Raw genomic sequence first — 23,791 nt, 5'->3', positions numbered from 1 at the left:
GGCTCGCCCTCACGAGGTAACCCGCCGCACCGTCTGCCGGGACCAGGCCGGGACCAGGGAACTGGACCCTCCCGCACCACATGCCGCGCCCATCGGGACCAACGCCGCAGCGGGGTGAGAGGCCCCCGGAGACACGAGCGCCCCACTCACCGTCCCGAGTGGGGCGCTCAAGCGTCCAGACAGACTGCGACCCGCCGTTGGTGGAGAAACGGCGGGCCGCGTGCCTCGAAGGGCGCCCCTCTCGGGATGCACCGACCGTACGCCCGCAGCGGCCAGAACGAAAGATGTCGGCCCCATTGACCTGAAACAGACACTCACGCACCCTGAACCCCACGCAACGCAGGGAGGCCACGTGTCCACCAGCAACGACGAATACCGCGCCGTCGAATACTGGCCCAACGAGGACCAGCGGATCATCTTCGCCCTCAAACGCGACGAAGAGACCGACGCCATGACCGACGAGCAACTCATCGCCCGCTTCGACAAGTGGCGCCGGGAGCGTGAGGAGGAGCCGCGCAACCTCCGCGCTGTCACCGACGACTAGGTCCCCCACACGTCCGGGCCGCCGCCACGCCACTCGATCAGCCCCACCGCGGCGACGACGTCCAGCTCGTCCCAGCCCTCCAGGCCGGCGCGCTCCAGGAACACGGTCAGATCGTGCAGGCTGTACGCGGTCCCGATGTTCCGGCCATCCACGCGCACCCGCCGGCCGCCAGTCTCGGACGGCGGGTAGACGACAACGCGCGCTGTGACCACAAGCCCAGCCTCACCCAGGCGTGGGCGTGCCGCACGCTGGGATGAGCCAGACGCGACGAAGCCCCGGCCATTCCTCGGCCGGGGCTTCTGCTCGTGCGGCTACGGCCGCCACTCCTCGCGGTAACCGGCCCCGTCCGCGTAGGGCAGCGCGAGCAGCTTGAGCGTGTCGCACGGATACTTCCAGTGCCAGCCGCTCATGCAGCCGCAGGAGTTGTTGCCGTTGTCGCAGATCACACAACCGTCGTAGTACTTGTCCTTGACGTGCAGGGCGAGTATCCGCCGCTTGGCGTCGATCTCGCGCAGCACCCGAGCCGGATCATGCCCCAGGATTTGAGCGGCCGCTGGACCCTCGGGCCACCGCGACACCCGCCCGTTCAGCGTCCCGCCGACTGAGGGCACCACCCGCTCGCCGTCGGCGTCAACGATGCTGCCCGCGCCGTCCATCGACCACGGGCCGAGAGGCGCCGCCTGCGCGATCCGCTCGTCCTCGGCGAGCTGCTCGTCGAGCCACCGCACCAGCTCATCCATCCGACGCCTGCCTCCACATCTCGATCACCCCGCGCACACCCTCCAGCGACGCGGTCCCGATCGTCCGGGATGCTTCATCCGGCAGGCCCACGGTCAGGGCCGCGCGCACCGCTGCCTGCTCGATCATCCCCTGCAGGCGGTCTTGCTCTTCGGGGGTAAGGCGAGGTCCGTGCACTGGCGCTTCATCCGTCGACCACATGGTCGCTCCTTCGTCTTCGGGTGGGGAGGTCTGTGCGCTTGCCCTGCTGCGGCGGGTTCGCCGCGCCTTCTCTCATTCCTCGGCGGTCTTCTTCACGCGGTCTCTCCCTGACCGCGAGTGGCCGCCCACGATGTCCTGGACCGTCGTCGGCGACACGCCTAGTTCCTTCGCGACCTTGCGGACGGAGGCATCGTCTGGCGCGAGCAGCTCCATCACGGCTTGCCGCCGGACTTCCCGCAGCGCCTTGCTGTGCTCGGGCCACTCCTTGAGCACCCTCGCGACAGCGAGCGCGCGCGTCTTCGGATCGTCGATCTCGGAGAGACCTGCGAGGGCGTCGAGCACGCGCTGCACCTCCTCTTCCATGCCCTGTCCCTTCTTCGGGCAGGCTGCGTTGCCAGTGTACGGGATATCCCGTACGCTCGGCAGTGAGCAGCCCACCGCTGTTCGCCCAACAAGTAAGCCCCCGGCCGGAGTTGCCGCTCCATATGGCCGGGGGCGGACCCACCCCGAAGCGATCAAAGGAGCAGGTCCGTGCCCGAGCGTACCGACCAACCCCAAGCCCAGCCCACCCCCGCGTCCCCCGCTCTGCAACCGAGCCGGATCCTCGCCGAGCCCGCCACCGTCGACACCTGCCGCGCCGACTACCTGGCCGGCGCCGACGTCCGCCAGACCCTCGCCGCGCAGGAAGCGAGGCAGCGCTGATGGCCGAGCCGAACTTCGAGGACCGCGTCTTCCTCGCCAGCGAAGCCGTTTACGCGCGGATCGAACGCGGCGAGGCCACCGACGTCGAGGCCGAGCTGATGCAAGCCCACGCCGACGCTTCCAGCGACGAGCAGCAGAGCTGACCGGCTGCCCGCGGCGCCCGCCCCCACCGGGCGCCAAGGAGAACCGGCCAGCCCCGCCCACCGCCACCACTAGGAGCACCCCATGCGACACCGCCCCGACCACCTGCTCCGCAACCTGCTCATCGCCGCCCTGATCACCCTCGCCGCCATGCACCCCACCACCATCGACCACCTCACCCAACTCGGCGCCGGCCTCGTCCTCGCCGTCCTCAACGGCATCGCCACCGCCGCCCGCCAGCAGCCCGGCCCCGCCATCCTCGCCGCCGGACTCATCTGGCTGGCCTACCAGCTGCGCACCCGCCGACCCGCCCGCCCCCATACCTGACCGGAGCCCACTGCCATGCCCAGCCTCTTCCGCCGCCCTCCCACCCGCACCATCACCGAAACCATCCACGGCGTCGACGTCGCCTACGACGTCCCCGACACCACCCCCATGCCGCGGCTCCCGTTCAACCTCGACGCCGCGCTGCGCCGCGTCCTGTTCACCTTCGCCGTGGCCATGACCATGGGCGCGATCGTGTGGGGCACCGTCGCCATCGGCGGCATGCTCGCCATGCTTGCTCCCGCCTGGGCCGCCTACCTCGTCGCCGGAGTGTTCGACGCCGGATGGGCCGCCTGCCTCATCGCCGAGTGGATCCTCCGCCACGACTCCACCCGCGCCCGCGTACCGGCCGCCGCTGGGCTGGCCATGCTCGCCGTGTCGATGGCCGCGATCATCATCCACGGCGTCCGCTCCGACGCCGTCCTCGTCGGCATCGTCGGCGCGCTCGTCTCCGCCGCAGCCAAGGGCGTCTGGGCCATCGGCATGCACACCATCCGCATCAAACTCGACCCCAAGTACGAGGCATACCTCCGCGCGCTGCAGCAGCAGACCGGCACCGAGCAGGCCCTCGCCCTCGGCGAGTGGGACCGCATGCGCACCGGTGACCGGACCGCGCGACTGCGTCTCGCCCTTGAGGCCCGCCGCGGTGAGCCCGAACCGACCGTGGACCAGATCGCGAACCCCACGCAGCCCACGCCGGTTCAGGCCCCTGACCAGCCCGTGAACCAGGTCGAGGCCGAGCCCGAACCGATCGCGGTCCAAGCCGTCCAGGCCGCTGTGAGCCGCCCGGTTCAGCCCGAGGACCAGGTGGACCTCCTCGTCAGCCTGCTCCGCAAGGGCGAACACATCACCAAGAGCCGCGCTGCCGAACTTCTCGGCGTGCCCGAGTCGACCGCGTACCGGCGACTGACGAAGGCGACCAGCGTCGTCAACCAGTACAACTGACCACCCGCCGTCCGGCCCCCGCCACCATCGCGGGGGCCGTCGTCTCTCCGGAGCGCTCGCCGTGAAGATCCGCCCCGCCGACGTTGCCGCCGCCGTAGCCCTGCCCAGCCTCGTCTCCGGCGCCGCCCTCATCGCCGACCTGCAGTACGGCAGCCACGCCGTCACTGTTGAGTTCATTGCCGCCATAGCCGCCGGCAAGCTGAGCCTGGTCAGCTTCGGAAAGAAGTGGTCCCCGGCCCTGTCGTGGGGTGCGGGCGCTGCCGCCGCGGCGTTCACCCAGGCCGCCATCACCGGGGCCGCGAGCACCGGGCCCGCGTTCTACTCGTGGCTCGTCGCCGTACTCATCGCAGGCGCGGCCCGTGGCGCGTACCGGCACCACACGCGGCACGACCACGTGAAGCTGTCCATGGAAGAGGTCCGGCTTCAGACCGGACTGGTCCGTCTACAGATGGCCCAGCACCAGCTGGTCCAGAAGACCATCCCCGAACCGGTCCAGGCCGGACCGAACCTCACCGGCCGGACCCCGGAAGAAACCCGGCTGCGGACCGTGGTCCACGAACTGTTCACGGCGGAACTGCCGGGCTGCACCGTGGAACGGACCCGGACCGGATGGACCGCCGTACTGGACCTGCCCGTGAACCTGGACCGGGCCAAGCTCCGAACCGCATGGGACAAGGTCGCCTCCGGCATGGGCGTGGCCGGGGAGTTCATGCTGGAAGATGGTGCGCTCACGAACCAGCTCGTGGCGAAGTTCATCGACGGTGACCCGCTCACCGCGGTCATCCCCTACGAGCGGACCACCGGCGCCCGGTTCACCGACCCGGTTCTCCTCGGCGTGGACCGGTTCCTGAACCCGGTCTGGCTGGACTTGGCCTACAACCACACCCTGGTCGCTGGTTCGTCGAAGTTCGGGAAGTCCACCCTGGTTCGGTCCATCGCGGTCCAGCTCGCGGACCGCCCGGACACGGTCCTGTACGGCATGGACCTCAAGCCCGGCGCGCCCGAACTCACCCCCATGGCGCCGATCCTGCAAGACGTCGCCACCACCCCCGAACAGGCCCACGCCCTCCTCGACTGGCTGAAGGACGAGCTCGGCGAGCGCGGCGAGATCCTCGCCCAGGCCGGTGACCAGGAATGGGACCCCGAAAAGCACGGTAGGCCCGCGATCTGGGTCATCGAGGACGAGCTCGCCGAGCTGGTCAGGCAGGGCGACGACGGCCCGTGGAAGAAGCAGCCGGCGTCGAAGAAGCAGGAGTCCCTCCTCGCGCTGATGCGGTTCGCCGGGATGCACTTCCTGTCCGCGACGCAGCAGCCCTCGCGGAAGGTGTTCGGGGGGACGACGGACGCCCGCGGGAATTACGCGAACCGGCTGTCCACCCGCATGAACGACGCGGACCACCGCCGGTTCATCTTCGGGAACACCCCTGGCTGGGAGCCCGGGAAGCTGGACCAGCCGGGCAAGTTCCTCCTGCAGTCGCCCGTCCACCAGGTGCCGACGCCGTACAAGGGCATGTGGCTGACGGGGGATGAGTTCCGTGCCGAGGTCGCGCGGATCGGTGCGACCACGGTGCGCGCCCCGGTCGGGAAGCGGCTGATCCTGCCCGCGCCCGGCAGGAAGAACCAGGACAAGGTGCGCGCTGCGCTGGCCAAGTACGGCAACATGACGCGGCGTGAGCTTGAGCAGGCGACCGGCCTGGAGGAGAAGCAGGTTCTGGACGCGGCCCGGGCGCTGCGCCCGATGGTGGAGCGCTGCGACGACACGCAGACGTGGCGGCTCGTGCCGGTCGGGGTGTGGGAGGCGCAGGCCATAGCCCGGCCGTAAAAGGTGCAGGTCAGGGCCCGGTTCAGTGGGGTCGGGTATGGGGTCGGACGCAGAGGTGTGTGAGGGCGGATCCACGGCGGCCGGCCCTTTGTTGTTCGCCCCTGTTTCCGACCCGGGCGGGCGGTGTCGTGTCACGGTTCGGGCACACTGCCTTCACGCGGTGCGCACGCGGCGCCATCATGCGGCGACACGTTCCACGCGCCACTGGGGGGACCATGCGCCGCACCACCACCGTCATCCTGCTCGCCGCCGGCCTCGCGCTCGCGGGCTGCTCCAGTTCGGCCAGCAGTTCAACCACGCCCGGCCCGGCGCAGAAACTCGCCGACCTGGACGGCGACGTACGCCCCGTCGATCAGTACCAGAAGGCGCTGGACGCGTGGGCGACCCGTTGCAGCGAGGGACCGGAGCAGCTGGCTGGGTACGCGTACGCGACGGTGGAGGACCTGCAGAAGCACGGCGTGACGGATGAGACGGAGTACAGCGCCCTCGTGCATCTGAAGGACGCCGTTCCTGCCGGGACGAAGACGAAGTGCGAGGACATCGCGGCGAGTTACCTGGTCTTGCGGGAGAACGGCAAGTCCTGATCTCGTGGCGTGGCCCCGCACCGGAACTGTCCGGGCGGGGCCTTCGTCATGTGGCGGGCTCCAGCTGCTCCCACAGCCACGGGGTGTGCGTCGTGTGCCGCCGCTCCCGGCCGCACGGCTTGCAGTGCGACGGCCAGTGCCGCTTCGGAACGAACGTGTGCAGCGGCTTCAGCCAGTCGCCTTCGACCTGGAGGTGGTCCCCTCGGTGCTGGCCGCAGCGGTCGCAGATCCAGTAGCCGTCTGATCCGTCCGGGCGGACGGGGCCTTCGCGGAACCAGTGGTCGGTGATGAGCGGCGGGCGGGGGCTCATGGGGTCTTCTCCTTGCTGCTCATAGGTAGGGCGAGTCCACGCCGCAGTTGTGCCGTTCCTTGCGCCTGTCGTGTGCCACCCACTTGCATTCGGGGCATTGCCACGAGTACTTGCCGAGGCGGGCTTCCTCCTCGTCGCGGGTTTTCGTGTGGCCGTTGATGGTGCGCGCGATGCTGCGCGCTCGCTCGTGGTTGACGCCTGCCCACCGGCCGATCTCCCGGAAGGAGTGGCCGTCGAGGCGTGCGGCGGCGATGTCCTGGTCGAGCGCTTCCTTGGCGCGGTCGACGGCTGTGGCGCGGCGTCCGAGTTGCTTCTCCCAGTCGGTCATACGGCTGATGGTCTCACGGTTGCTGTCTGATTCCTAGACGTGTTTCGTCTACTCCCTAGACAGGGAGGGTCGCACCTGCCACACTCTAAGTGTCTAGAAAATAGACACCGCGACCGAGGGGGCACCGATGAGGAACACCAACCGCGAGACCACCACCCAGACCCTCACCCGCCTCATCAAAGCCCTCGACGCCAAGCACCCCGTGACGATCACCTACATCAAGGCGGACGGGTCGGAGACCCTGCGGACGATCGAGATCTACGACATCGCCGTCAGCAACGCCGGCGACATCCTCCTCAAGGCCATGGACCGCGAGACCGGCGAGGCCCGCACCTTCCGCCTCGACCGCCTCGTCGCCTACACGATCCACCGCACCGCGTACGTCATCGCCCGCCCGGCCGCCGACGACAAGCCGGCCCGCGCGCAGGGCCTCGCCACCGTCACCGTCCTGTACCCCGTCGACCTGCCGATCACCGCCCGCGTCGAGCTGCTCGCCGACGCCCTCGCCGCCTAGGAGAACCGCATGCAACTCCAGACCTGCCGCCGCCACCCGTCCGCCGGCCGCTTCATGGCCACCTGCTCCGGCTGCGCCCAAGAGCTGTACGACATCGAGCAGGCCAACCGCGCCCGCGCCGAGGCCGACCTCTCCGCCAAGGTGCGCACCGCCCTCGGGCTGCCCGGCTACCCGCCCGCGGAGGGCGACGGCGAGACCGCCCGCCGGGTCGGCATGTGGTCCCAGTACGAGCTGAGCGCCGTCTTCGAGCGGGTCGGCGGCACCGTCACCACCCGCACCGTGCAGCGCCTCGCCTCGACCGGTTCGACGTGGGAGGCCACCGAGATCACGGTCACCGTCGACCTGCCCGGCATAGGCACCGTCGAGGTCTTCACCGACTGGGACGAGGAGAGCGGCGGCCGTGACCTGCCGCTGATCCAGGCCATCCCCGACGTCGAGCTCATTGCCGCTTGATCACCACAGCCCCCAGGGCCGTCGCACCCGCGGCGGCCCGCCGCTGCTAGCACCAGCTCGCCGCGCGCATGCTGCTCGCGGCCTGAGAGGAGAACCCCATGGACTACCAGGACGCCATCAACACCGTCATCGCCGAACTCACCCCCCAGCCCTGGGACTACACCACGGACGACGGGACCACGCTCACCGTCATCCCGCTCGGCATCCGCCACGACCCCGGCTGCGCCGAGGTGAACATCCGCATCACCGCCAGCAAGACCCAGGCCGCGGAAGCCGCGATCACGACCACCGACCTGCCCGCCCTCCTCGCCGCCCTGAGCGAGCCGGCCACCGAGCCGTGGGAGCACACCGCGCACTGGCCCGACGGGACCCCGAAGGGCGGCATCGGTACCTGGCTGGGTGACTCCTACGGCCTCACGCTCGCGCCGGCCGACGGCGGGCTCACGCTCGCGGTGGCGGAGGACACCGGCGACACCATCGTGACGGCCTCGGTGGCGCTGCCGGAGGCGCAGCGTCTGCCGCTCGCGTCCGCACTGGCCCGTGCCCTCGACGTCGCCCGCAGCTGGGAGGGGTAGCGCACAGCCCCCACATACGCCAGAGGCCCGTATCCCTACGCCCAAGGGATACGGGCCTCTCCCGCACGCGCACCACGCCACCCAGCCCAGTTGCGCACGCTCGTTACCATCAAACCACGCCCATCCGGTAACACGCGACAAGGGGACGACGCCATGGCCAACCCCAACCAAGACGCCCGCAACGGAAACGGGAAATACGTCCGCACCCCCGAAACCGCGCAACGAGACGCCCGCGCAGCCGAACTCCTCAGCCAGGGCTACTCATACCGGGAGATCGCCAAAGAGCTCGGCTACCAGAGCCACACCGCCGCCATCCAGGCCTGCCGACGCGCGTGCCGGGACATCGTCCAAGGCCCGGCCGAGAAGCTCATCGCGCTCAGCGTCGACAGGTTGGAGTACCTGTTCGCGAAGGCCATGGAGATTGCCGAGGCGGATCACGTGGTGGTGTCGCACGGCCGGATCGTGAAGGACGACCAGGGCAACACGCTGAAGGACTCGGGGCCGACGCTCGCCGCGATCCGGGAGGCCCGCGCCACCCTGGAAAGCTTCCGGAAGCTGACCGGCCTGGACCAGCCCGCCAAGGTCAACGTGTCCGGCGGCGTCCGCTACGAGGTCGTCGGCGTCGACCCCGAAGACCTCACGTGACCACCGCGCTCGATCAGGACGCCGTCGTCCGGTACGAGCCCCGCGGCGCCGCCCGCCAACTCTTCAAGACCCGCGACTCCGAGGTCGTGATGGCGGGCCCGGCCGGCACCGGCAAGAGCCTCGCCTGCCTGTTCCGCGTCCACCTCGCCGCGCTCCACAACCCGGGCATCCGCTGCCTGATCGTCCGCAAGACCGCCGTCTCCCTCACCTCGACCACGCTCGTCACCTACGAGAAGAAGGTCGCCGGTGACGCGCTCGCCCGCGGGATCGTCACCTGGTTCGGTGGCAGCGCCCGCGAGGCCGCCTGCTACCGGTACTCCAACGGCAGCGTGATCGTGGTCGGCGGCATGGACAAATCCGAGAAGATCATGTCCGCCGAGTACGACCTCGTGTTCGCCGACGAGGCCACCGAACTCACCGTCGACGACTGGGAAGCCATCGCGACCCGCCTCCGTAACGGGGTCCTCTCGTGGCAGCAGCAGATCGCCGCCTGCAACCCCTCGCACCCGGCGCACTGGATCAAGCAGCGCTGCGACCAGGGCGAGACCCTGATGCTCACCTCGCGGCACCGCGACAACCCGGCCTACGTCAACGCCGACGGCACCTACACGCCGAAGGGCCGGGACTACTTCGCGAAGCTCGCCAAGCTCACCGGCGTCCGCAAACTCCGCCTGCAAGACGGCATCTGGGCCGCGGCCGAAGGCCAGATCTACGACAGCTGGGACGACGCCCTGCACCTCGTCGACCCGCGCCCGATCCCCGACACGTGGGTCCGCTGGTGGACCGTGGACTTCGGGTTCACCAACCCGTTCGTGCTGCAGTGCTGGGCCGAAGACCCCGACGGCAGGCTGTGGCTGTACCGGGAGATCTACCGCACCCGTCGCCTCGTCGAGGACCACGCCCGGCACATCCTGCGCCTGGTCCGCCGCTGCGCCGAGTGCTGCGAGTCGAAAGCCGACGATCACGACTGCCACGCCTGCGAGGAATGCCGCCTGGAGTGGACCGAGCCGCGGCCGCGTGCGGTGATCTGCGACCACGACGCCGAGGACCGGGCCACGCTGGAACGCCACTTGGGCATGTCGACGTCGGCGGCGAAGAAGACCGTGTCTGACGGGATCCAGGCGGTGCAGTCCCGGCTGAAGGTGCAAGGTGACGGCCGGCCGCGCCTGTTCGTGGTGCGTGACGCGCTGGTGGAGCGGGACCCGGAGCTGGAAGAGGCGTCGCTGCCGATGGGCACGGTCGAGGAGGTCACCGGCTACGTGTGGGCGGTGAAGCCGGGCAACGCCGGCGGGCTGAAAGAGGAGCCGGTCAAGAAGGACGACCACGCAATGGACGCGCTGCGCTACATGGTCGCGGACCGGGATCTCGGGGCGCGGCCGCGGGTGCGCTGGCTGTGAAACTGTCGGGAATCTACAACACGCCGCCGAGCGAGAGTGGGACTGCTGTGACCAGTCGGAAGGTGCCTGTGGGCAGGTGGATGCAGGGATTGAAGAAAGCCATGCCGGTTCTGCTTGACACGACTGGGATCATTCTGTTGTCGAGTTCCGCCATGTTGTGGAGCACGATTGCAGGCTTGGCGGTCGCCGGTGTCGGCTGCTTCGTCCTCAACTGGCGGTTCCACGGCTGAGCAAGGGAGGGGCGTTGGCCAGAACCCTCCTCGGTGCACTCCTCAACCGAGCAGCCACAGCCACCCCCGTCCCCTTCGCCTCCCGCAGCAGCAGCTACGGCCGCGGCCTGTTCGGCACCAACCGCGGCACCACCGCGCAACTCAACTCGATGGGCTCCGTTGGCACCCTCTTCGCCATCGTCAACCGGCTCGCCAAAGCCGAGGCCGGCATCGAGTGGGGCCTGTACCGCAAGGCCAAGAGCGGGAAGAAGGAAGACCGCATACAGGTCACGAGCCACGCCGCGCTCGACCTGTGGAACAAGCCGAACCAGTTCTACACACAGAGCGTCTTCGTCGAGTCCGGGTCCCAGCACAAGAGCCTGACAGGCGAGACGTGGTGGGTGATCGCCCGCAACGAGCGCGTGAACATCCCGCTGGAGATGTGGCCGGTGCGCCCGGACCGGATGACGCCGGTCCCGGACCCCGAGCAGTTCCTGCTGGGCTACATGTACACCTCGCCGGACGGGCAGCATGTGGCGCTCCGCCGCGAGGACGTGATCCTCAACCGGACGCCGCACCCCACGGACCCGTACCGGGGCATCGGCCCCGTACAGGCGATCCTCACCGACCTTGACGCCGTCCGCTACAGCGCCGAGTGGAACCGGAACTTCTTCCTGAACAGCGCCGAGCCCGGCGGCCTCATCCAAGTCGAGCAGCGGCTGTCCGACGACGAGTTCAACGAACTCCGCGACCGGTGGAACGAGCAGCACAAGGGCGTCGCCAACGCCCACCGCGTGGCCATCCTCGAACAGGGCCAATGGATCGACCGCAAGTACAGCCAGCGCGACATGCAGTTCGCGGAACTCCGAGGCATCTCCAGCGACATCATCCGTGAGGCGTTCGGGTTCCCGAAGCCAATGCTCGGGTCTGTTGACGACGTCAACCGGGCCAACGGCGACGCCGGGGAGCGCATGTTCGCCCGCTGGCTCCTCGTGCCGGACCTTGAGGCGATCCGCGACGCGCTGAACCACCAGCTGCTGCCGCTGTACGGGGCGACCGGGGAAGGCCTGGAGTTCGACTTCGTCAACCCGGTCCCGGAGGACGTGGAGTCGGAAGCCACGCAGCTCACCGCCCGCTCCACCGCGGCCGCCGCGCTGATCGCGGTCGGCCTGGACCCCGGCGACGTGCTGCCCGCCGTCGGGCTGCCGGAGATGCGGTTCGTGGGCCAGCTCACCGAGAACGCCCCCACCAACCCGGCGTTGAAGCCCGCGGCGACGTGGCAGAACGCGGTGGCCGGCCTGCTCGGTGAGGACATCGAGGCGGCGCAGCGGTGGGTGGCGGTGTGCGTGGACGACGCCAACTCGTGCCGGCCGTGCATCGACAACAACGGCCAGACGTACAAGAACCGCGCCGCCGCGTATGCGGACTACCCGGGCGGGTCGGGCTACGTCCGGTGTGAGGGCGGCAGCAACTGCCGCTGCAAGGTCGTGAAGCGAGGCCGCAAGGGAGAGGGCTCATGAACATTCAGCTGCCCGGTAAGGCGGCCACCTTCCAGGCCAGCCAGCGTGAGCAGGCCGAGAGGCAGCGCGCGCAGCTCGGTGTCGAGGCCCGCTCCTGGTACCGCATCACGAACGCCGCGTCGGACGACGAGGCCGAGGTGATGCTGTACGACGAGATCGGGGGCTGGTTCGGGCAGACCGCGGATCAGTTCATCGCTGACCTGAAGGGCGTCACCGCGAAGAACCTGCGGGTCCGCGTCAACTCGCCGGGCGGGTCGGTGTTCGAGGGCATCGCCATCGCCAACGCGCTGCGCTCCCACCCGGCGAACGTGACCGTGCAGGTCGACGGGATCGCCGCCTCCATCGCCTCCGTCATCGCCATGGCTGGAGACCGGGTCGAGATGGCCCCGAACACGATGCTGATGATCCACGACGCGTCCGGCGTCTGCATCGGCGACGCCTCCGACATGGAAGAGATGGGCGAGCTCCTCGACCTGATCTCCGACAACATCGCCGACGCCTACGCGGCCCGCGCGGGCGGCACCCGCGAGGACTGGCGGGCCCGCATGCAGGCCGAGACCTGGTACCTGCCCGAGGACGCCGTCGAGGCCGGGCTCGCCGACGAGGCGACCACGTCCCCAAAGGCTGGCACCCCGGCCGCCGAGCCCGAAGAGGACGAGCCGGAGCCGGAGATGCGGCGCGCGTTCGACCTCACCGCGTACGGCTACCAGGGCCCGAAGCGTGAGGAGCCGAAGGCGGAGGAGCCGGTCGCCGCGCCGGAGTCGACGACGCTCACCATCAACATCGAGTCGGCGCTCGCGGACGAGCAGCTCGTCGAGCTGCTCCGCAAGATGGCCGCCAGGCGCGACGCGGAGCCGGTGCCGGAAGTCGTCGACACCGCGTGCCCCGTACACCACACGGCCACCGAAGACCGGCCGTGGGACTCCGGCCCCAACGAGAAGCGCCTACCGAGCCCCATGACCGTGAAGACCGCCAAAGCCATGTACGCCTGGTACGACGACTCCCAAGTCACCGACGGCGAACTCCCCAAGACCGCCTGCAAGCTGCCCCACCACGAGGTGTCCGCAGACGGCACCCCCGGCGCCGCCAACCTGTCCGGCGTCCGCAACGCCCTCGCACGCCTGCCGCAATCGGACATCCCCGCAAGCCAGCACGACGCCGTCCGCCGCCACCTCCAAGCGCACCTCGACGACGCCAAGACCGCCGACGACACGGCCGACACCGAGCCGACCGCGGCCGTCGAACCCGAGCCGGAAACGCCGGCCGAAGACGAGTGGGCGTCCATCGTCGCCCGCCTGACCAAGCCCGCCCCCGACCCATGGGCGGCGGCCGTCGCCAACCTGACCCATCCCACGGCGTCGTCCAGCGCGGCGACGGAAACCGCCTGAAGGAGGCACCTGTGGCTAAGACCCTGACCACGCCGCGCAACGGCACCGAGCTGGCGGAGATGCTCGCCGACCCGGAGCAGGCTGCGCAGATCTGCGAGACCCCGAAGGCCCTGACGGACTTCATCGAGGAGTACGCCAACCGGCAGCAGGGCGACGGCACCGACCTGAACCGGCTCGTTGCCGAGGAGACGCAGAAGCAGCTCGCCGCGATGCTGCGGGACAACGGCGGCAAGGGCGGCAAGGACGAGATCCGCCGTCTCAACCTCGACCCGCAGGCCAAGCGGGGCGGCAACGGCAACATGCTGACCTCGCACCGGCAGGGCACCGCGTACAACGCGAAGGCCCCCGGCGCGGCCGTCGACGCGCACTTCGAGTCCGCGATCGACTACATCCAGAACATCTGGCACCGGAACACGAACGCCGACGCGGAGAAGCTCGGCGCGGTCCGTAACGCCGCATCGTCGGTCTCTCCGTCGGACGGCGGGTTCCTGGTCCCCGAGACACTCCGCAGCCAGCTGCTGCAGATCGCGCTGGAGATGGCCGTGATCCGGCCGCGCGCCACGGTCGTCCCGATGGACTCGGCGCGGGTGCCGTTCCCGATGATCGACTCCACCACGAACAGCGGTTCGGTTTTCGGCGGTATGGTCGCATATTGGGGCGAAGAGGGCGCGGCCCTCACCGACGCCAGCCCGAAGTTCGGCCGCGTCACCCTCGACGCGAAGAAGCTCACCGGCCTGTCCGCGGTGCCGAACGAGCTGCTCCAGGACTCCATCATCAGCTTCTCCGCGCTGCTGGAGCGGCTGTGGCCGCAGGCCCTCGCGTTCGAGGAGGACGGGAAGTTCACCGCCGGATCCGGCGTGGGCGAGCCGCTCGGCTTCCGAGGCGCAGGCAACCCGTCCGCGGTCACGGTGACCCGCGCCAACAGCAACAAGATCCAGTACCCGGACGTCGTCGGCATGTACGCCCGCATGCTGCCCTCGTCGCTGTCGAACGCGGTGTGGATCTGCTCCCCGGACGCGCTGCCGCAGCTGCTGCAGATGTCCATGACCGTCGGCACCGGCGGTAGCTCGGTGTTCGTCGTCAACGCGCAGGGCCCGGCCCCGCAGAACATCTTCGGACGGCCGCTGATCGTCACGGAGAAGGGCGGCCAGCTCGGCTCCCGCGGCGACCTCTGCTTCGCGGACCTCGGCTACTACCTCGTCGGCGACCGGCAGACGATGACCGCCGACAGCAGCACCGACTACCAGTTCGGCAACGACAGGACCACGTTCCGCATCATCCAGCGCGTCGACGGCCGCCCCTGGCTGCAGTCCGCGATCACCCCCCAGAACGGCTCCGCGGCCACGCTGTCGCCGTTCGTCGAGCTCCTCTGATCCCTCCGGCCGCCGCCGGCATTCACACCCCGGCGGCGGCTTCCACCGGGTCGGCAGTGTCGCCCCGACAGGACCCACAGACGAAAGGCAACGACGATGTCTCAGAAGGCTCTTGGCCGGCTGTTCAACAGCACCCCGGCCGGTGACGGCGTGTGGATCAACCTCAAGGACGCGGGGGCGATCACCTTCGTGTGCTACCTCGCCGGCGCGGTCGGCGATGTGTACACCCTCCAGGAGGCGAAGGACAGCGGCGGCACCGGCGCGCAGAACCTGCCGATCATCTCCGAGTACTGGACGAACACCGGTAACGGCTCGGACGCGTGGACGCGCCGCACGCAGGCGGCGGGCGCGGTCGTGACCACCGCTGCGGCTGCCACGCAGAACGCCATGGTCTGCGAGGTGAACTCCGTGTCCCTCGACGACGGCTACAAGTTCGTGAAGCTCACCAGCACGGGTGCGGGCGCCGTGAACGCGCTCACCCACGACCTGATGACGCAGCGAACCCCCGGGAACCTGCCCGCGATGGGCGTCTGACCGTGGCCCTGTGGATCTGCACCGGCTGCACCGCCGCGTATTCGGTGGGTGCGGCCCGGTGCCCGCAGTGCGGCGAGACGGAGCACATCGAGGAGGGAGCAGCAGACATGGCGAAGATCACCGTTCACGGCGGACCGTCCAACGAGTTCGCCGACGAGCAGGCGGGGGGTGAGGACGTATCAGCAACTGGTACGAGCTCCTCGACATCGAACGAGACGCCGCAGCCGAGCGCCGAGCCGAGCGACAAGCAGGCCCCATCGCGTGCCCGCGGTGCGGGGAACCGCTCGAAGCGAGCCCAAGCGGACCGGGAGGACGGCACTGCCGATTCGACGGCTACCAGTGGCCGCAAGACGGATGGCTCCTCTGACAAGTAGCCCGCCAACCGGCACGGCTCGACACGACACACGAGAGGGGGTGCGCCATGGGGAGCAACCTCGACACCAACACCAGCCCGGACGGGATCTGGTACGCCACACGCGAGGACATCATGGGCGCCCTCGACGTGAAGGAGACCACCCGAAACCGGCGATACATCGACCAGGCTCTGGAGTCCGCCTCCCGCAGCGTCGACAGCCTGTGCCACCGCCGCTTCCACCCCGTGCTGGGCACCCGCTACTTCGACTGGCCCGCACGCCCGGCGGGCGGCTACACGCCGTGGATTCTCCGCCTCGACGACAGCGAGCTGATCTCGGTCGACACGCTGTCGTCGGGCGGCCGGGTGATCACCTCCGATGACTACAACCTGGAGCCCAACCGCACCGGCCCGCCGTACTCCCGCGTCGAGATCAAACTGTCCACCAACGCGGCCTACGGCGGCGGCAGCACCTACCAGCGGGACGTCACCATCACCGGCCTGTGGGGCTACCGCCTGACGGAAAGCACTGCCGGCGCGCTCGCGGCGTCCGTCGACGGCACGCAGACCACCATCAACATCGACGGACCCACCTCGGCCGCTGTCGGCGTCGGCAGCGTCCTGCGCGTCGACTCCGAACGCCTGATCGTCACCGAACGCAGGCAGTTGTCCACCGGGCAGACCGGAACGCTCGGCGGCGGCAAGAGCGACGTCTCCCTGCCTGTCCTCAACGGTGCCGCCTATGCGGTCGACGAGGTCCTCCTCCTCGACTCCGAGCGCGTCCGCGTCGACGACATCGCAGGCAACACGCTCACGCTGGAGCGGGCGTACGACGGCACGGTCCTCGCCGCCCACACCGCAGCGACGATCTACGCCCCGCGCACGCTCGTCGTCACCCGTGGCGCGCTCGGCACCACCGCCGCCACGCACGCCACCTCCGCCCCGGTGGCGGTGTGGATGCCGCCTGGCCTGGTCCGCGAGCTGACGAAGGCCGAGGCCATCACGCAGCTCACGCAGGAGCGCAGCGGGTGGTTTCTGAAGGCGGCCACGTCGGGCCAGTCCGCCGGGAAGGTGTCCGCCGACGCCCTGAAGACGCTGCGGGACCAAGTGTTCGCCGAGCACGGCCGCAAGGCCCGCCACAGGGGGGTGTGAGGGATGCCTGAGGCCACGTTCGACATCCGCCTCGCCAAGCGCGGCCCGCTCTTCGACGGGCGCACCGCCAAGGCGATGCACGCGTACCGCGACGAGATCAGCCTGAGGATCGCCGAGGAAGGCGAGAAGCTGATCCGGCAGCGCCTCTCGGTGGTGCTGCAGCACCCGACGGGCTACTACGAGTCCCGGATCAGCGTGGACCGGGCCGGGGACGGCTACCGCGTCTCCGACGGCGGGGTCATCTACGGGCCGTGGCTGGAGGGCACCGGCTCCCGCAACAGCCCTGTCACGCGCTTCCCGGGCTACGCGACTTTCCGCCGCACGAAGCCCCTCGTGGACCAGCGCGCCCGGCAGATCGCCGTGCAGCTCCTGGCCCGCTACAAGGCGATGGGGCTGATCTGATGGCCCTGGACATCCGAACCATCCTCGACGCGGTCGAGTCGCACGCCCTGGCGTCCGGCTACTTCCAGGCCGTCAACGGCCACGAGCCCAAGACCGCGCCCGCGACCGGGATCACCTGCGCGGTGTGGGTCGAGCAGATCGGCCCGGCCCGCGGCGGCTCCGGCCTCGTCGCGACAAGCACACGGCTGGCGCTGTTCGTGCGCCTGTACACGCCGATGGTGTCCCAGCCGGAAGACGCCATCGACCCCGACCTCATGACCGCCCTCGACGCCCTCATGGCCGCCTACAGCGGCGACTTCACCCTCGGCGACTTGGTCCGCGAGGTCGACCTGCTCGGCACGTACGGCGATCCGCTATCGGCGCGCGCCGGCTACCTGACGACGTCGGGCGCTGAGTACCGGGTGATGACGATCACCCTTCCCCTCATTGTTAATGATCTTTGGGAGCAGGTGGCGTAGTGGCAAAGACCTCGGGCCTTGGGGATGCGCTCTACATCTCCGGCACCGACCTCAGCGGCGATTTCACCGCCGTCGGCAACGTCGGCGGCGGCCCCGCCACCCTCGACACGACGGGCATCAACAAGAGCGCGCACGAGCGGATCGGCGGTGTCCGGGATGGCCGCCTGGAGGCCACCAGCTGGTTCAACCCGACCGGGGCGCATCCGGTGCTGGCCGCGCTGCCCACGTCGGACGTGCAGGCCATGTACTGCCGCGGCACCGCGCTGGGCAGCCCGGCCGCGAGCATCGTCGCCAAGCAGGCCAACTACGACGGAACCCGCGGTAACGACGGCTCCTTCACCTTCGCCGTCAACTTGCAGGCCAACCAGTTCGGCCTGGAGTGGGGCCGCCTGCTGACAGCGGGGCAGCGCACCGACACCGCCGCGACGAACGGCACCGGAGTCGACTTCGGCGTCGGCAGCTTCCCGCTGTTCAACGGGCAGGCCCTCTTCGGCGCGCAGGCCTACTTGCAGGTCTTCAGCTTCACCGGCACGGACATCACGGTGAAGGTGCAGGACTCGGCGGACAACACCAGCTTCGCCGACGTGCCCGGCCTGGCGTTCACCACGGTCACCACCGGGCCCGGCGTGCAACGCATCGCCACCGCCTCCAACCAGACCGTCCGCGAATACCTCCGCGTCGCGACCACCACCAGCGGCGGCTTCACCAGCTGCACGTTCGCCGTCGCCGCCGTCCGCAACGACGTCTCGACGGTGTTCTGAGAGGGCCTGTGATGCAGAGCGTGAACAGGATCGACCCGGCGATGCCGGTCGGCGCGTACCAGACGTACTCGATCACGAGCCCGCGGGACGTGCAGGTGCGGGCCGCGTGCGAGCAGGCCGGTTGCCAGGCGTGGCAGCACGGTTGGGAGTCCGCCATCGACGAGCGCACGGACCTCGGCCGGACGCAGGCCGCATACATCCGCACCCAGTCCGGGCGCACCTTCCGCGAGATGAAGCGCGGCGACGGGCTCACGGTGTTCCGCTTCGAGCCGTACCAGCGGTGCTTCGCCGAGCACCGCACACGGCCGGAGATCTACCTCGTCCGTGACGGCGACTGGCGGGGCAATCCGACCGGCCGGCAGCGGCAGCACACGAGCCCAGACGACTGGGTCGAAGACTTCGGCGAGCACCAGCAGCGCATTGCCGACCAGCAGCAGAAGGGATGAGCCCTCATGGCGAAACAGAACGGCCTTGGCTGGACCACGCTGAGCGTCGCCGACGCTTCGGCGGTGGCGCGTGACATCCGGAACGACATCACCAACTTGCAGTTCGCGACCCCCCGCGGCGTGCAGGACGTCACTGGCATCGACAAGTCCGCGTACGAGAGGATCCTGCTCCTCGCGGACTTCTCGATCACGCTGAACATCGTCGCGGACTTCGCGACGAACCTGGTGCACGACGTCTTCAAGACGGTCCCCAGCACCTCGGTGGCCCGCGCCACGGTGATCGGTGTCGGCGGCAAGTCCCTCACCAACAACGTCCTGTACACCGACTATCCGCTGCAGCGTTCCAACAGTGGTGAGCTCACGGCCGCGGTGCCTGGCGTGCTCGCAGATGGCGCCGTTCCGACCTGGTCTTGAGCCCTGCGGAGTTCCACCAGCCCATTCACGACACGGGAGGAATCCGTGGGCTTCAAGCGCAACCCGAAGATCTACCACCTGAAGTGGGAGGACGGCGAATACGCCGGACTCGAAGTCCGCGTCCGCTCAATGTCGCTGGGCCAGCTCGTCGCCAGCCAGAAAGGCACGGGCTACAACGGCAAGGAGGGCATCGAGGGCAACATCGAGCTCTTCGCCGAGCGCATCGTCGACTGGAACCTGGAGACGGAGGACGGCGAACCCGTCCCGACCACCCTCGACGCCATCATGGGCGAGGACGACGACCTCATCATCGACATCGTCCGCCGATGGAACGAGGCGATGGCCGGGGTCCCTGCCCCTTTGCCCGAGAGCTCGCCATCTGGCGAGCCGTCCCCGGTGGCGTCGATCCCGATGGAACCCCTGTCCGAGAGCCTCGCGAGCTGACCTACGCGAATTACATTCTCGGCCTCGCCGACCGGTGGCACAAACTGCCGTCGGAAATTGAGAACGAGCCTGCCGAGACTTTCCGGCTGCTGGAGATCGAGAGATTGGGGGTGAATCCGGATGACGAACGTGGTGGAAATTCTGATCACGGCTAAAAACCTGACCGGCCCCGCCATGGCCAGCGTCAACGCCGAGGTCAACAAAGCGGGCACGGGCATGGCCGCCTTCCACAAGACGGCCCTCCTCGCCGGGGCGGGACTGGCCGCGATCGGCGTCGAGTCAGTCCGGATGGCCAGCAAATTCGACTCCAGCATGACCCTGCTGCACACGCAGGCTGGTGTGGCGCAGGACAAGATGGCGGGGTTGAAGAAGGGTGTCCTGGACCTGGCCGGGAAGGTCGGCCAGGACCCCGACTCGCTCGCGGAGTCCCTGTTCCACGTCGAGTCGAACTTCGAGTCGATGGGCATCAGCAGCAGCAAGGCTCTGCACCTCGTCGAGACCGCCGCCAAGGGCGCCACCACCGGCCACGCCGACCTCGTCGACGTCACCAACGCCCTCACCGCCGCCGTCGCTTCCGGGATCCCTGGCGTCCAGAACTTCGACCAAGCCATGGGCACGTTGAATGCGACCGTGGGCGTCGGCGACATGAAAATGCAGGACCTCGCCAACGCATTCGGTAGCGGAATGGTCGCCACCGTCAAGGGCTTCGGATTGTCGATAACCGACGTCGGAGCAGCATTGGCGGTTTTTGGCGACAACAATATTCGCGGCTCACTGGCAGGTAACCAGCTGCGGATGAGCGTGATGGCGCTCGCCAAACCGGTGGCCACCGCAGGCGACTCCCTGCAAAAGCTCGGACTGACCCAGACCACGCTCGCCACCGACATGCAGAAGGGCGGCCTCAAGCTCGCCCTGGAGGACCTCGTCGACCGCATGCACAAGGCGGGCATCTCCTCCAAGGAACAGGGCCAGATCATCACCGACGCGTTCGGCCGGAAGGCCGGCGCGGGCCTCAACATCCTGGTCGGCCAAATGGACCGGCTGGAGTCCAAATACCCGGCGCTGGAGAAGGGCGCCAAGGGCTTCGGGAAGTCGTGGGCGGACACCCAGCAGACTTTCGCTTTCCAGACGAAGCGACTGCAGACCAGCCTCGACGCACTGATGATCACCCTGGGCGAGAAACTGATCCCCCCGCTGCAGAGCGTCATCTCGCTGCTGTTGGACCACAAGTCGGCCACCATCGGCGCAACCGTCGCCATAGCCGGACTGCTCACGGCAACTGTCGCCGTGTCCGCCGCGATGAAGGTCGCTGCCGCGGCCTCGATGCTGTGGGCGGCCGGCGGGAAGGCGATAGCCGGGCTGGGGAGTGTCTTCGAGAGCGTGGCACTGAAGGCCATGTACATGAAGGGGGCGTTCGCCGCGGCCGGCGGCGGTGTGGCCGGGCTGAAGGCCGCGTTCATGGAGCTGGGCACCGTAGGCAAGATGACTGTCGTCGCGGGCGGGATCGCACTCGTCGCGGCCGCCGTGGTCGCGCTGTCGCAAGTCGGCAAGCGCACCCCGCCCGACGTCGACAAGATGACGACGTCGATCGAGAAGCTCGGCATGACCGGGCAGACGACGGGCGAGTCGCTGCGCATCTTCGGCAAGGACATGGACGGCCTTGCCTACGACGTCGACCGGGTGGCCGGCAAGTCCAGTGGCATGGACAAGTTCAACGACGTCATGAACAGCATCTTCACGCTCGGCTCGGAGCACTCGAACAGCTTCAACATGGCCAAGGAGGACATCGGCGCCCTCGACAAGTCCCTCGCCAGCCTGGTGGAAGGCGGCAAGGCGAACCTGGCTGCGGCGGCCCTGAAGAACTTGGAGGACGCCTACGCCAAGCACGGCGGCGACCCGAAGAAGCTCGTCGGTGAGTTGAGCGCCTACCAGAACGCTTTGGCGGGGTCGGCGATCGAGCAGAAGCTGACCGCGCAGGGCATGGGCATCTTCGGCGCTCAGGCCGTCGTGACGCAGGGGCAGCTCGACGATGAGGCGCAGTCCGCGAAGGGCCTGGAGCAGTCGATCATGGCGCTGAACACGGCGCACCGCAGTGCTTTCGATGCGGAGACGGCGTTCCACCAGGCCATCGCCGACGCCAAGCAGGCCATCAAGGACAACGGCCGCACCCTCGACATCAACACCGACGCCGGGCGTAAGAACCGCGATGTCCTGAGCCAGCTGGCGGCGAAGACCGAGGACCTCGTCGACAAGAAGCTGAAGGAGAAGACGTCGTGGGACCAGGTCGACAAGACCTACCAGCAGGGCCGCAAGAACCTGATCGACGTCGCGACGGCGATGACGGGCAGCAAGGAGAAGGCGAAGGAGCTCGCTGATGAGCTGCTGAAGGCGCCGGAGGCCAAGAAGCTCCAGATCACGGTGGACAAGAAGGCCGCGGAGTCGGACATCAACGACTTCAACGCCGCGGTGCGGAAGTCGCCGGGCTCCAAGAGCGTGACGCTGAAGACCCTGTCCAGTGGGGCCGAGCAGATCTTGAACGCGTTCGGATTCAAGGTCACGCATTTGAAGAACGGCAGCGTGACGGTGTCTGCGAAGACCGGGCAGGCCCTGTCCGGCATCGGGAACGTGCAGTCTGCCGTGGACGCTCTCAACGGTAAGACCGCCATCGTCACCGTGATGATCAACGGTGTGAAGACCGGCGTCGACCCGAATCAGTACTACTCGCAGGGCCCGCACGCCAAGGGTGGCCCGGTCCGCGGCTACGCCGTCGGCGGATCGGTGCAGGCGTTCCCGGGCGGCGGCTACGTGCAGGGCCCTGGCGGCGGCACCAGTGACAGCATCACCGCGATCTCCCCGGGTGGCGCGTACCGGGTGTCGAACACCGAGTACGTGGTCCAGTCCTCAGCGGTGAAGAAGTACGGGGTCGGGTTCTTCGACGCGCTGAACGCGGGCCGCCTGAAGCTGGCGGGGTTCGCGAAGGGCGGTCTCACGCAGGCGGAGAGGGACGCGCGCGGGCAGCTGCGCGGCGAGTTCGGCATCAGCGGCTTCGGGCGCCTCGCCGGTTACAAGAGGACCCCGTTCGAGCGGGGCCTCGGCGCCCCGGATGGCCTCGATGCGTTGGTGTCGTCGCTGAATGACGCGGCCGGCCAGATCCGGGCAGCGTTCCGCGGACGCACCGAGACGCATCTGCTGAAGGAACTGGACTCCGTCGGCAAGAGCCTCATCCGCTACGACAAGAACCTGAACAGCGTCAACGCCAGCCTCGACAACGCCAAAACGAAGCTCAACGACCTGAAGAACAGCGCCAGCCAGCTGTCCGACAGCGTGCGGTCCGGGATCCTCTCCTCCGCGAACGTCACCGGCGTCGCCTCGGCGGCCGGAGGGCAGCCGATCTCCGTGGCCTCGATCATGGGCGCAGCCACCCAATCCAGGGACAAGGCGCAGGCGTTCGCGAACGCCCTGAAAGACCTGAAGGCTAAGGGCCTCGACAAGGGGATGCTGCAGGACATCGCGGAGGCCGGCATCAACGGCGGCGGGCTGGAGACCGCGGGCGCTCTGATGGGGGCGTCGTCGTCGGAGATCCAGTCGCTGAACACGCTGCGGTCGCAGACGGCGACGTACGCGAAGCAGGCGGGCCAGACCACCGCGGACGCCGTGTACGGGGCGGCGATCAAGGCGCAGGACAAGCTGGTCAAGTCGCTGGAGAAGCAGCAGGCCCGGCTGGAGAAGGCGATGGCCGATCTGGCGAAGGTCATGGAGCGGGCGCTGTCCCGGGCAGCCGGGAAGGCGTCGGGCGGCATCGTCGGCGCCGCCGCGACCGGGGGTGCGCGGGGCGGGCTGACGTGGGTGGGCGAGTACGAGCCGGAGCTCCTGGAGCTGCCGGTCGGGTCGCGGGTGCACTCGGGCCCGGACTCTCGCCGTATGGCCGCGGCGGCGGGCAGCCACCGGGACCCGATCGTGCTGGAGATCCGCTCCAGCGGCAGTGAGATCGACGAGCTGTTCCTCAAGGTGTTCCGCCGGATCGTCCGGGTCCGTGGCGGCAACGTCCAGATGATTCTTGCCGGGCGTCCGGCGTAGGGAGATATAGGGATGCATCGGTATAAGTGTTGGAACGG

The 23,791-nt window shown here is 68.9% G+C and carries 31 protein-coding genes; 25 read left to right on the top strand and 6 right to left on the bottom strand.

The features are described 5' to 3' along the window. Nucleotides 1-352: 352 nt before the first annotated feature. Nucleotides 353-544: a hypothetical protein gene (locus tag ACFYX0_RS08160; RefSeq protein WP_388967796.1), complete on the top strand. Its 192-nt coding sequence runs from the start codon at nucleotides 353-355 to the stop codon at nucleotides 542-544. Here the strand turns inward: ACFYX0_RS08160 and ACFYX0_RS08155 are convergent. The 4 genes from ACFYX0_RS08155 to ACFYX0_RS08140 form a co-directional block, all read right to left on the bottom strand. Then, entirely contained in the window at nucleotides 541-756 is a 216-nt protein-coding gene (locus ACFYX0_RS08155) for a hypothetical protein (protein WP_388967794.1), read from the bottom strand. The genes ACFYX0_RS08160 and ACFYX0_RS08155 overlap by 4 nt on opposite strands. A gap of 99 nt (nucleotides 757-855) precedes the next feature. Then, a complete protein-coding gene (locus ACFYX0_RS08150; protein WP_388967792.1) occupies nucleotides 856-1,284 on the bottom strand; it encodes a DUF6221 family protein in 429 nt (142 codons plus the stop codon). Beyond that, on the bottom strand, nucleotides 1,277-1,483 hold the full coding sequence (locus ACFYX0_RS08145) for a hypothetical protein (RefSeq protein ID WP_388967789.1): 207 nt from the start codon (nucleotides 1,481-1,483) through the stop codon (nucleotides 1,277-1,279). Before ACFYX0_RS08145 ends, ACFYX0_RS08150 begins: the two co-directional genes overlap by 8 nt. Before the next feature lie 72 nt (nucleotides 1,484-1,555). After that, the gene (locus tag ACFYX0_RS08140; RefSeq protein ID WP_388967787.1) at nucleotides 1,556-1,846 is read right to left on the bottom strand and encodes a helix-turn-helix domain-containing protein; all 291 of its coding nucleotides are present in this window, start codon (nucleotides 1,844-1,846) and stop codon (nucleotides 1,556-1,558) included. Nucleotides 1,847-2,014: 168 nt separating this feature from the next. Between ACFYX0_RS08140 and ACFYX0_RS08135 the strand changes: the two genes are divergently transcribed. From ACFYX0_RS08135 to ACFYX0_RS08110, 6 genes are all read left to right on the top strand, one after another. After that, on the top strand, nucleotides 2,015-2,185 hold the full coding sequence (locus ACFYX0_RS08135; RefSeq protein ID WP_388967784.1) for a hypothetical protein: 171 nt from the start codon (nucleotides 2,015-2,017) through the stop codon (nucleotides 2,183-2,185). Continuing rightward, nucleotides 2,185-2,328, top strand: coding sequence for a hypothetical protein (locus ACFYX0_RS08130; protein ID WP_388967783.1), 144 nt, complete (start codon nucleotides 2,185-2,187; stop codon nucleotides 2,326-2,328). Before ACFYX0_RS08135 ends, ACFYX0_RS08130 begins: the two co-directional genes overlap by 1 nt. A gap of 82 nt (nucleotides 2,329-2,410) precedes the next feature. Beyond that, on the top strand, nucleotides 2,411-2,653 hold the full coding sequence (locus ACFYX0_RS08125; RefSeq protein ID WP_388967781.1) for a hypothetical protein: 243 nt from the start codon (nucleotides 2,411-2,413) through the stop codon (nucleotides 2,651-2,653). Nucleotides 2,654-2,668: 15 nt separating this feature from the next. Beyond that, nucleotides 2,669-3,595, top strand: coding sequence for a hypothetical protein (locus ACFYX0_RS08120; protein WP_388967778.1), 927 nt, complete (start codon nucleotides 2,669-2,671; stop codon nucleotides 3,593-3,595). A 61-nt stretch (nucleotides 3,596-3,656) separates the two neighbouring features. Next, nucleotides 3,657-5,417, top strand: a complete 1,761-nt coding sequence (locus ACFYX0_RS08115; protein WP_388967776.1) for an FtsK/SpoIIIE domain-containing protein — start codon at nucleotides 3,657-3,659, stop codon at nucleotides 5,415-5,417. Between the two features lie 215 nt (nucleotides 5,418-5,632). After that, nucleotides 5,633-6,001 carry a hypothetical protein gene (locus ACFYX0_RS08110; protein ID WP_388967773.1) on the top strand — a complete coding sequence of 123 codons (369 nt, stop codon included), beginning with the start codon at nucleotides 5,633-5,635 and terminating at the stop codon, nucleotides 5,999-6,001. A gap of 46 nt (nucleotides 6,002-6,047) precedes the next feature. On the opposite strand, the gene ACFYX0_RS08105 is transcribed toward ACFYX0_RS08110, so the two are convergent. Together ACFYX0_RS08105 and ACFYX0_RS08100 are read right to left on the bottom strand one after the other, a co-directional pair. Next, a complete protein-coding gene (locus tag ACFYX0_RS08105; RefSeq protein ID WP_388967771.1) occupies nucleotides 6,048-6,311 on the bottom strand; it encodes a hypothetical protein in 264 nt (87 codons plus the stop codon). Nucleotides 6,312-6,330: 19 nt separating this feature from the next. Continuing rightward, nucleotides 6,331-6,639 carry a hypothetical protein gene (locus ACFYX0_RS08100; RefSeq protein ID WP_388967768.1) on the bottom strand — a complete coding sequence of 103 codons (309 nt, stop codon included), beginning with the start codon at nucleotides 6,637-6,639 and terminating at the stop codon, nucleotides 6,331-6,333. Between the two features lie 127 nt (nucleotides 6,640-6,766). Between ACFYX0_RS08100 and ACFYX0_RS08095 the strand changes: the two genes are divergently transcribed. The 18 genes from ACFYX0_RS08095 (at nucleotide 6,767) to ACFYX0_RS08010 (ending at nucleotide 23,753) form a co-directional block, all read left to right on the top strand. Beyond that, complete coding sequence (locus ACFYX0_RS08095; protein ID WP_388967765.1) at nucleotides 6,767-7,153, top strand: WYL domain-containing protein; 387 nt, start codon at nucleotides 6,767-6,769, stop codon at nucleotides 7,151-7,153. Between the two features lie 9 nt (nucleotides 7,154-7,162). Then, the gene (locus ACFYX0_RS08090) at nucleotides 7,163-7,606 is read left to right on the top strand and encodes a hypothetical protein (RefSeq protein WP_388967762.1); all 444 of its coding nucleotides are present in this window, start codon (nucleotides 7,163-7,165) and stop codon (nucleotides 7,604-7,606) included. A 98-nt stretch (nucleotides 7,607-7,704) separates the two neighbouring features. After that, entirely contained in the window at nucleotides 7,705-8,181 is a 477-nt protein-coding gene (locus tag ACFYX0_RS08085; protein WP_388967759.1) for a hypothetical protein, read from the top strand. Nucleotides 8,182-8,334: 153 nt separating this feature from the next. After that, a complete protein-coding gene (locus ACFYX0_RS08080; RefSeq protein ID WP_388967757.1) occupies nucleotides 8,335-8,826 on the top strand; it encodes a hypothetical protein in 492 nt (163 codons plus the stop codon). Beyond that, a complete protein-coding gene (locus tag ACFYX0_RS08075) occupies nucleotides 8,823-10,223 on the top strand; it encodes a phage terminase large subunit (protein WP_388967755.1) in 1,401 nt (466 codons plus the stop codon). The genes ACFYX0_RS08080 and ACFYX0_RS08075 overlap by 4 nt, the downstream gene beginning before the upstream one ends. A 244-nt stretch (nucleotides 10,224-10,467) precedes the next feature. Further along, nucleotides 10,468-11,952, top strand: a complete 1,485-nt coding sequence (locus ACFYX0_RS08070) for a phage portal protein (protein WP_388967752.1) — start codon at nucleotides 10,468-10,470, stop codon at nucleotides 11,950-11,952. Then, on the top strand, nucleotides 11,949-13,340 hold the full coding sequence (locus ACFYX0_RS08065; protein WP_388967749.1) for a head maturation protease, ClpP-related: 1,392 nt from the start codon (nucleotides 11,949-11,951) through the stop codon (nucleotides 13,338-13,340). Before ACFYX0_RS08070 ends, ACFYX0_RS08065 begins: the two co-directional genes overlap by 4 nt. Nucleotides 13,341-13,351: 11 nt before the next feature. Continuing rightward, entirely contained in the window at nucleotides 13,352-14,713 is a 1,362-nt protein-coding gene (locus ACFYX0_RS08060) for a phage major capsid protein (RefSeq protein WP_388967747.1), read from the top strand. 96 nt (nucleotides 14,714-14,809) lie between these two features. After that, nucleotides 14,810-15,247: a hypothetical protein gene (locus ACFYX0_RS08055; RefSeq protein ID WP_388967745.1), complete on the top strand. Its 438-nt coding sequence runs from the start codon at nucleotides 14,810-14,812 to the stop codon at nucleotides 15,245-15,247. 107 nt (nucleotides 15,248-15,354) lie between these two features. After that, nucleotides 15,355-15,621 carry a hypothetical protein gene (locus ACFYX0_RS08050; protein WP_388967742.1) on the top strand — a complete coding sequence of 89 codons (267 nt, stop codon included), beginning with the start codon at nucleotides 15,355-15,357 and terminating at the stop codon, nucleotides 15,619-15,621. Between the two features lie 47 nt (nucleotides 15,622-15,668). After that, a complete protein-coding gene (locus ACFYX0_RS08045; protein ID WP_388967739.1) occupies nucleotides 15,669-16,751 on the top strand; it encodes a hypothetical protein in 1,083 nt (360 codons plus the stop codon). Between the two features lie 3 nt (nucleotides 16,752-16,754). Beyond that, entirely contained in the window at nucleotides 16,755-17,153 is a 399-nt protein-coding gene (locus tag ACFYX0_RS08040) for a hypothetical protein (protein WP_388967736.1), read from the top strand. Next, nucleotides 17,153-17,611 (top strand): hypothetical protein, encoded by a 459-nt coding sequence (locus ACFYX0_RS08035; protein ID WP_388967733.1) that lies wholly within the window; start codon nucleotides 17,153-17,155, stop codon nucleotides 17,609-17,611. Before ACFYX0_RS08040 ends, ACFYX0_RS08035 begins: the two co-directional genes overlap by 1 nt. After that, the gene (locus ACFYX0_RS08030) at nucleotides 17,611-18,372 is read left to right on the top strand and encodes a hypothetical protein (RefSeq protein ID WP_388967730.1); all 762 of its coding nucleotides are present in this window, start codon (nucleotides 17,611-17,613) and stop codon (nucleotides 18,370-18,372) included. The genes ACFYX0_RS08035 and ACFYX0_RS08030 overlap by 1 nt, the downstream gene beginning before the upstream one ends. 20 nt (nucleotides 18,373-18,392) lie before the next feature. Beyond that, the gene (locus tag ACFYX0_RS08025) at nucleotides 18,393-18,818 is read left to right on the top strand and encodes a hypothetical protein (protein ID WP_388967727.1); all 426 of its coding nucleotides are present in this window, start codon (nucleotides 18,393-18,395) and stop codon (nucleotides 18,816-18,818) included. Between the two features lie 6 nt (nucleotides 18,819-18,824). After that, on the top strand, nucleotides 18,825-19,232 hold the full coding sequence (locus ACFYX0_RS08020; RefSeq protein WP_388967724.1) for a hypothetical protein: 408 nt from the start codon (nucleotides 18,825-18,827) through the stop codon (nucleotides 19,230-19,232). A 45-nt stretch (nucleotides 19,233-19,277) separates the two neighbouring features. Next, on the top strand, nucleotides 19,278-19,676 hold the full coding sequence (locus ACFYX0_RS08015) for a hypothetical protein (protein WP_388967721.1): 399 nt from the start codon (nucleotides 19,278-19,280) through the stop codon (nucleotides 19,674-19,676). A 120-nt stretch (nucleotides 19,677-19,796) separates the two neighbouring features. Beyond that, nucleotides 19,797-23,753, top strand: coding sequence for a phage tail tape measure protein (locus ACFYX0_RS08010; RefSeq protein ID WP_388967718.1), 3,957 nt, complete (start codon nucleotides 19,797-19,799; stop codon nucleotides 23,751-23,753). Nucleotides 23,754-23,791: the final 38 nt, after the last annotated feature.

The organism is Streptomyces sp. NPDC002573 (assembly GCF_042889625.1).
GTDB lineage: Bacteria > Actinomycetota > Actinomycetes > Streptomycetales > Streptomycetaceae > Streptomyces > Streptomyces gibsoniae.
This window is presented reverse-complemented; position numbering and strand designations above follow the sequence as displayed.

What these genes read in the sequence shown, in the direction of transcription:
- ACFYX0_RS08150 (WP_388967792.1), bottom strand. Translation starts at nt 1,284, where the DNA reads ATGGATGAGCTGGTGCGGTGGCTCGACGAGCAGCTCGCCGAGGACGAG.
- ACFYX0_RS08145 (WP_388967789.1), bottom strand. Translation starts at nt 1,483, where the DNA reads ATGTGGTCGACGGATGAAGCGCCAGTGCACGGACCTCGCCTTACCCCC.
- ACFYX0_RS08140 (WP_388967787.1), bottom strand. Translation starts at nt 1,846, where the DNA reads ATGGAAGAGGAGGTGCAGCGCGTGCTCGACGCCCTCGCAGGTCTCTCC.
- ACFYX0_RS08130 (WP_388967783.1), top strand. Translation starts at nt 2,185, where the DNA reads ATGGCCGAGCCGAACTTCGAGGACCGCGTCTTCCTCGCCAGCGAAGCC.
- ACFYX0_RS08125 (WP_388967781.1), top strand. Translation starts at nt 2,411, where the DNA reads ATGCGACACCGCCCCGACCACCTGCTCCGCAACCTGCTCATCGCCGCC.
- ACFYX0_RS08120 (WP_388967778.1), top strand. Translation starts at nt 2,669, where the DNA reads ATGCCCAGCCTCTTCCGCCGCCCTCCCACCCGCACCATCACCGAAACC.
- ACFYX0_RS08110 (WP_388967773.1), top strand. Translation starts at nt 5,633, where the DNA reads ATGCGCCGCACCACCACCGTCATCCTGCTCGCCGCCGGCCTCGCGCTC.
- ACFYX0_RS08105 (WP_388967771.1), bottom strand. Translation starts at nt 6,311, where the DNA reads ATGAGCCCCCGCCCGCCGCTCATCACCGACCACTGGTTCCGCGAAGGC.
- ACFYX0_RS08100 (WP_388967768.1), bottom strand. Translation starts at nt 6,639, where the DNA reads ATGACCGACTGGGAGAAGCAACTCGGACGCCGCGCCACAGCCGTCGAC.
- ACFYX0_RS08095 (WP_388967765.1), top strand. Translation starts at nt 6,767, where the DNA reads ATGAGGAACACCAACCGCGAGACCACCACCCAGACCCTCACCCGCCTC.
- ACFYX0_RS08090 (WP_388967762.1), top strand. Translation starts at nt 7,163, where the DNA reads ATGCAACTCCAGACCTGCCGCCGCCACCCGTCCGCCGGCCGCTTCATG.
- ACFYX0_RS08085 (WP_388967759.1), top strand. Translation starts at nt 7,705, where the DNA reads ATGGACTACCAGGACGCCATCAACACCGTCATCGCCGAACTCACCCCC.
- ACFYX0_RS08080 (WP_388967757.1), top strand. Translation starts at nt 8,335, where the DNA reads ATGGCCAACCCCAACCAAGACGCCCGCAACGGAAACGGGAAATACGTC.
- ACFYX0_RS08065 (WP_388967749.1), top strand. Translation starts at nt 11,949, where the DNA reads ATGAACATTCAGCTGCCCGGTAAGGCGGCCACCTTCCAGGCCAGCCAG.
- ACFYX0_RS08055 (WP_388967745.1), top strand. Translation starts at nt 14,810, where the DNA reads ATGTCTCAGAAGGCTCTTGGCCGGCTGTTCAACAGCACCCCGGCCGGT.
- ACFYX0_RS08050 (WP_388967742.1), top strand. Translation starts at nt 15,355, where the DNA reads ATGGCGAAGATCACCGTTCACGGCGGACCGTCCAACGAGTTCGCCGAC.
- ACFYX0_RS08045 (WP_388967739.1), top strand. Translation starts at nt 15,669, where the DNA reads ATGGGGAGCAACCTCGACACCAACACCAGCCCGGACGGGATCTGGTAC.
- ACFYX0_RS08040 (WP_388967736.1), top strand. Translation starts at nt 16,755, where the DNA reads ATGCCTGAGGCCACGTTCGACATCCGCCTCGCCAAGCGCGGCCCGCTC.
- ACFYX0_RS08035 (WP_388967733.1), top strand. Translation starts at nt 17,153, where the DNA reads ATGGCCCTGGACATCCGAACCATCCTCGACGCGGTCGAGTCGCACGCC.
- ACFYX0_RS08020 (WP_388967724.1), top strand. Translation starts at nt 18,825, where the DNA reads ATGGCGAAACAGAACGGCCTTGGCTGGACCACGCTGAGCGTCGCCGAC.
- ACFYX0_RS08010 (WP_388967718.1), top strand. Translation starts at nt 19,797, where the DNA reads ATGACGAACGTGGTGGAAATTCTGATCACGGCTAAAAACCTGACCGGC.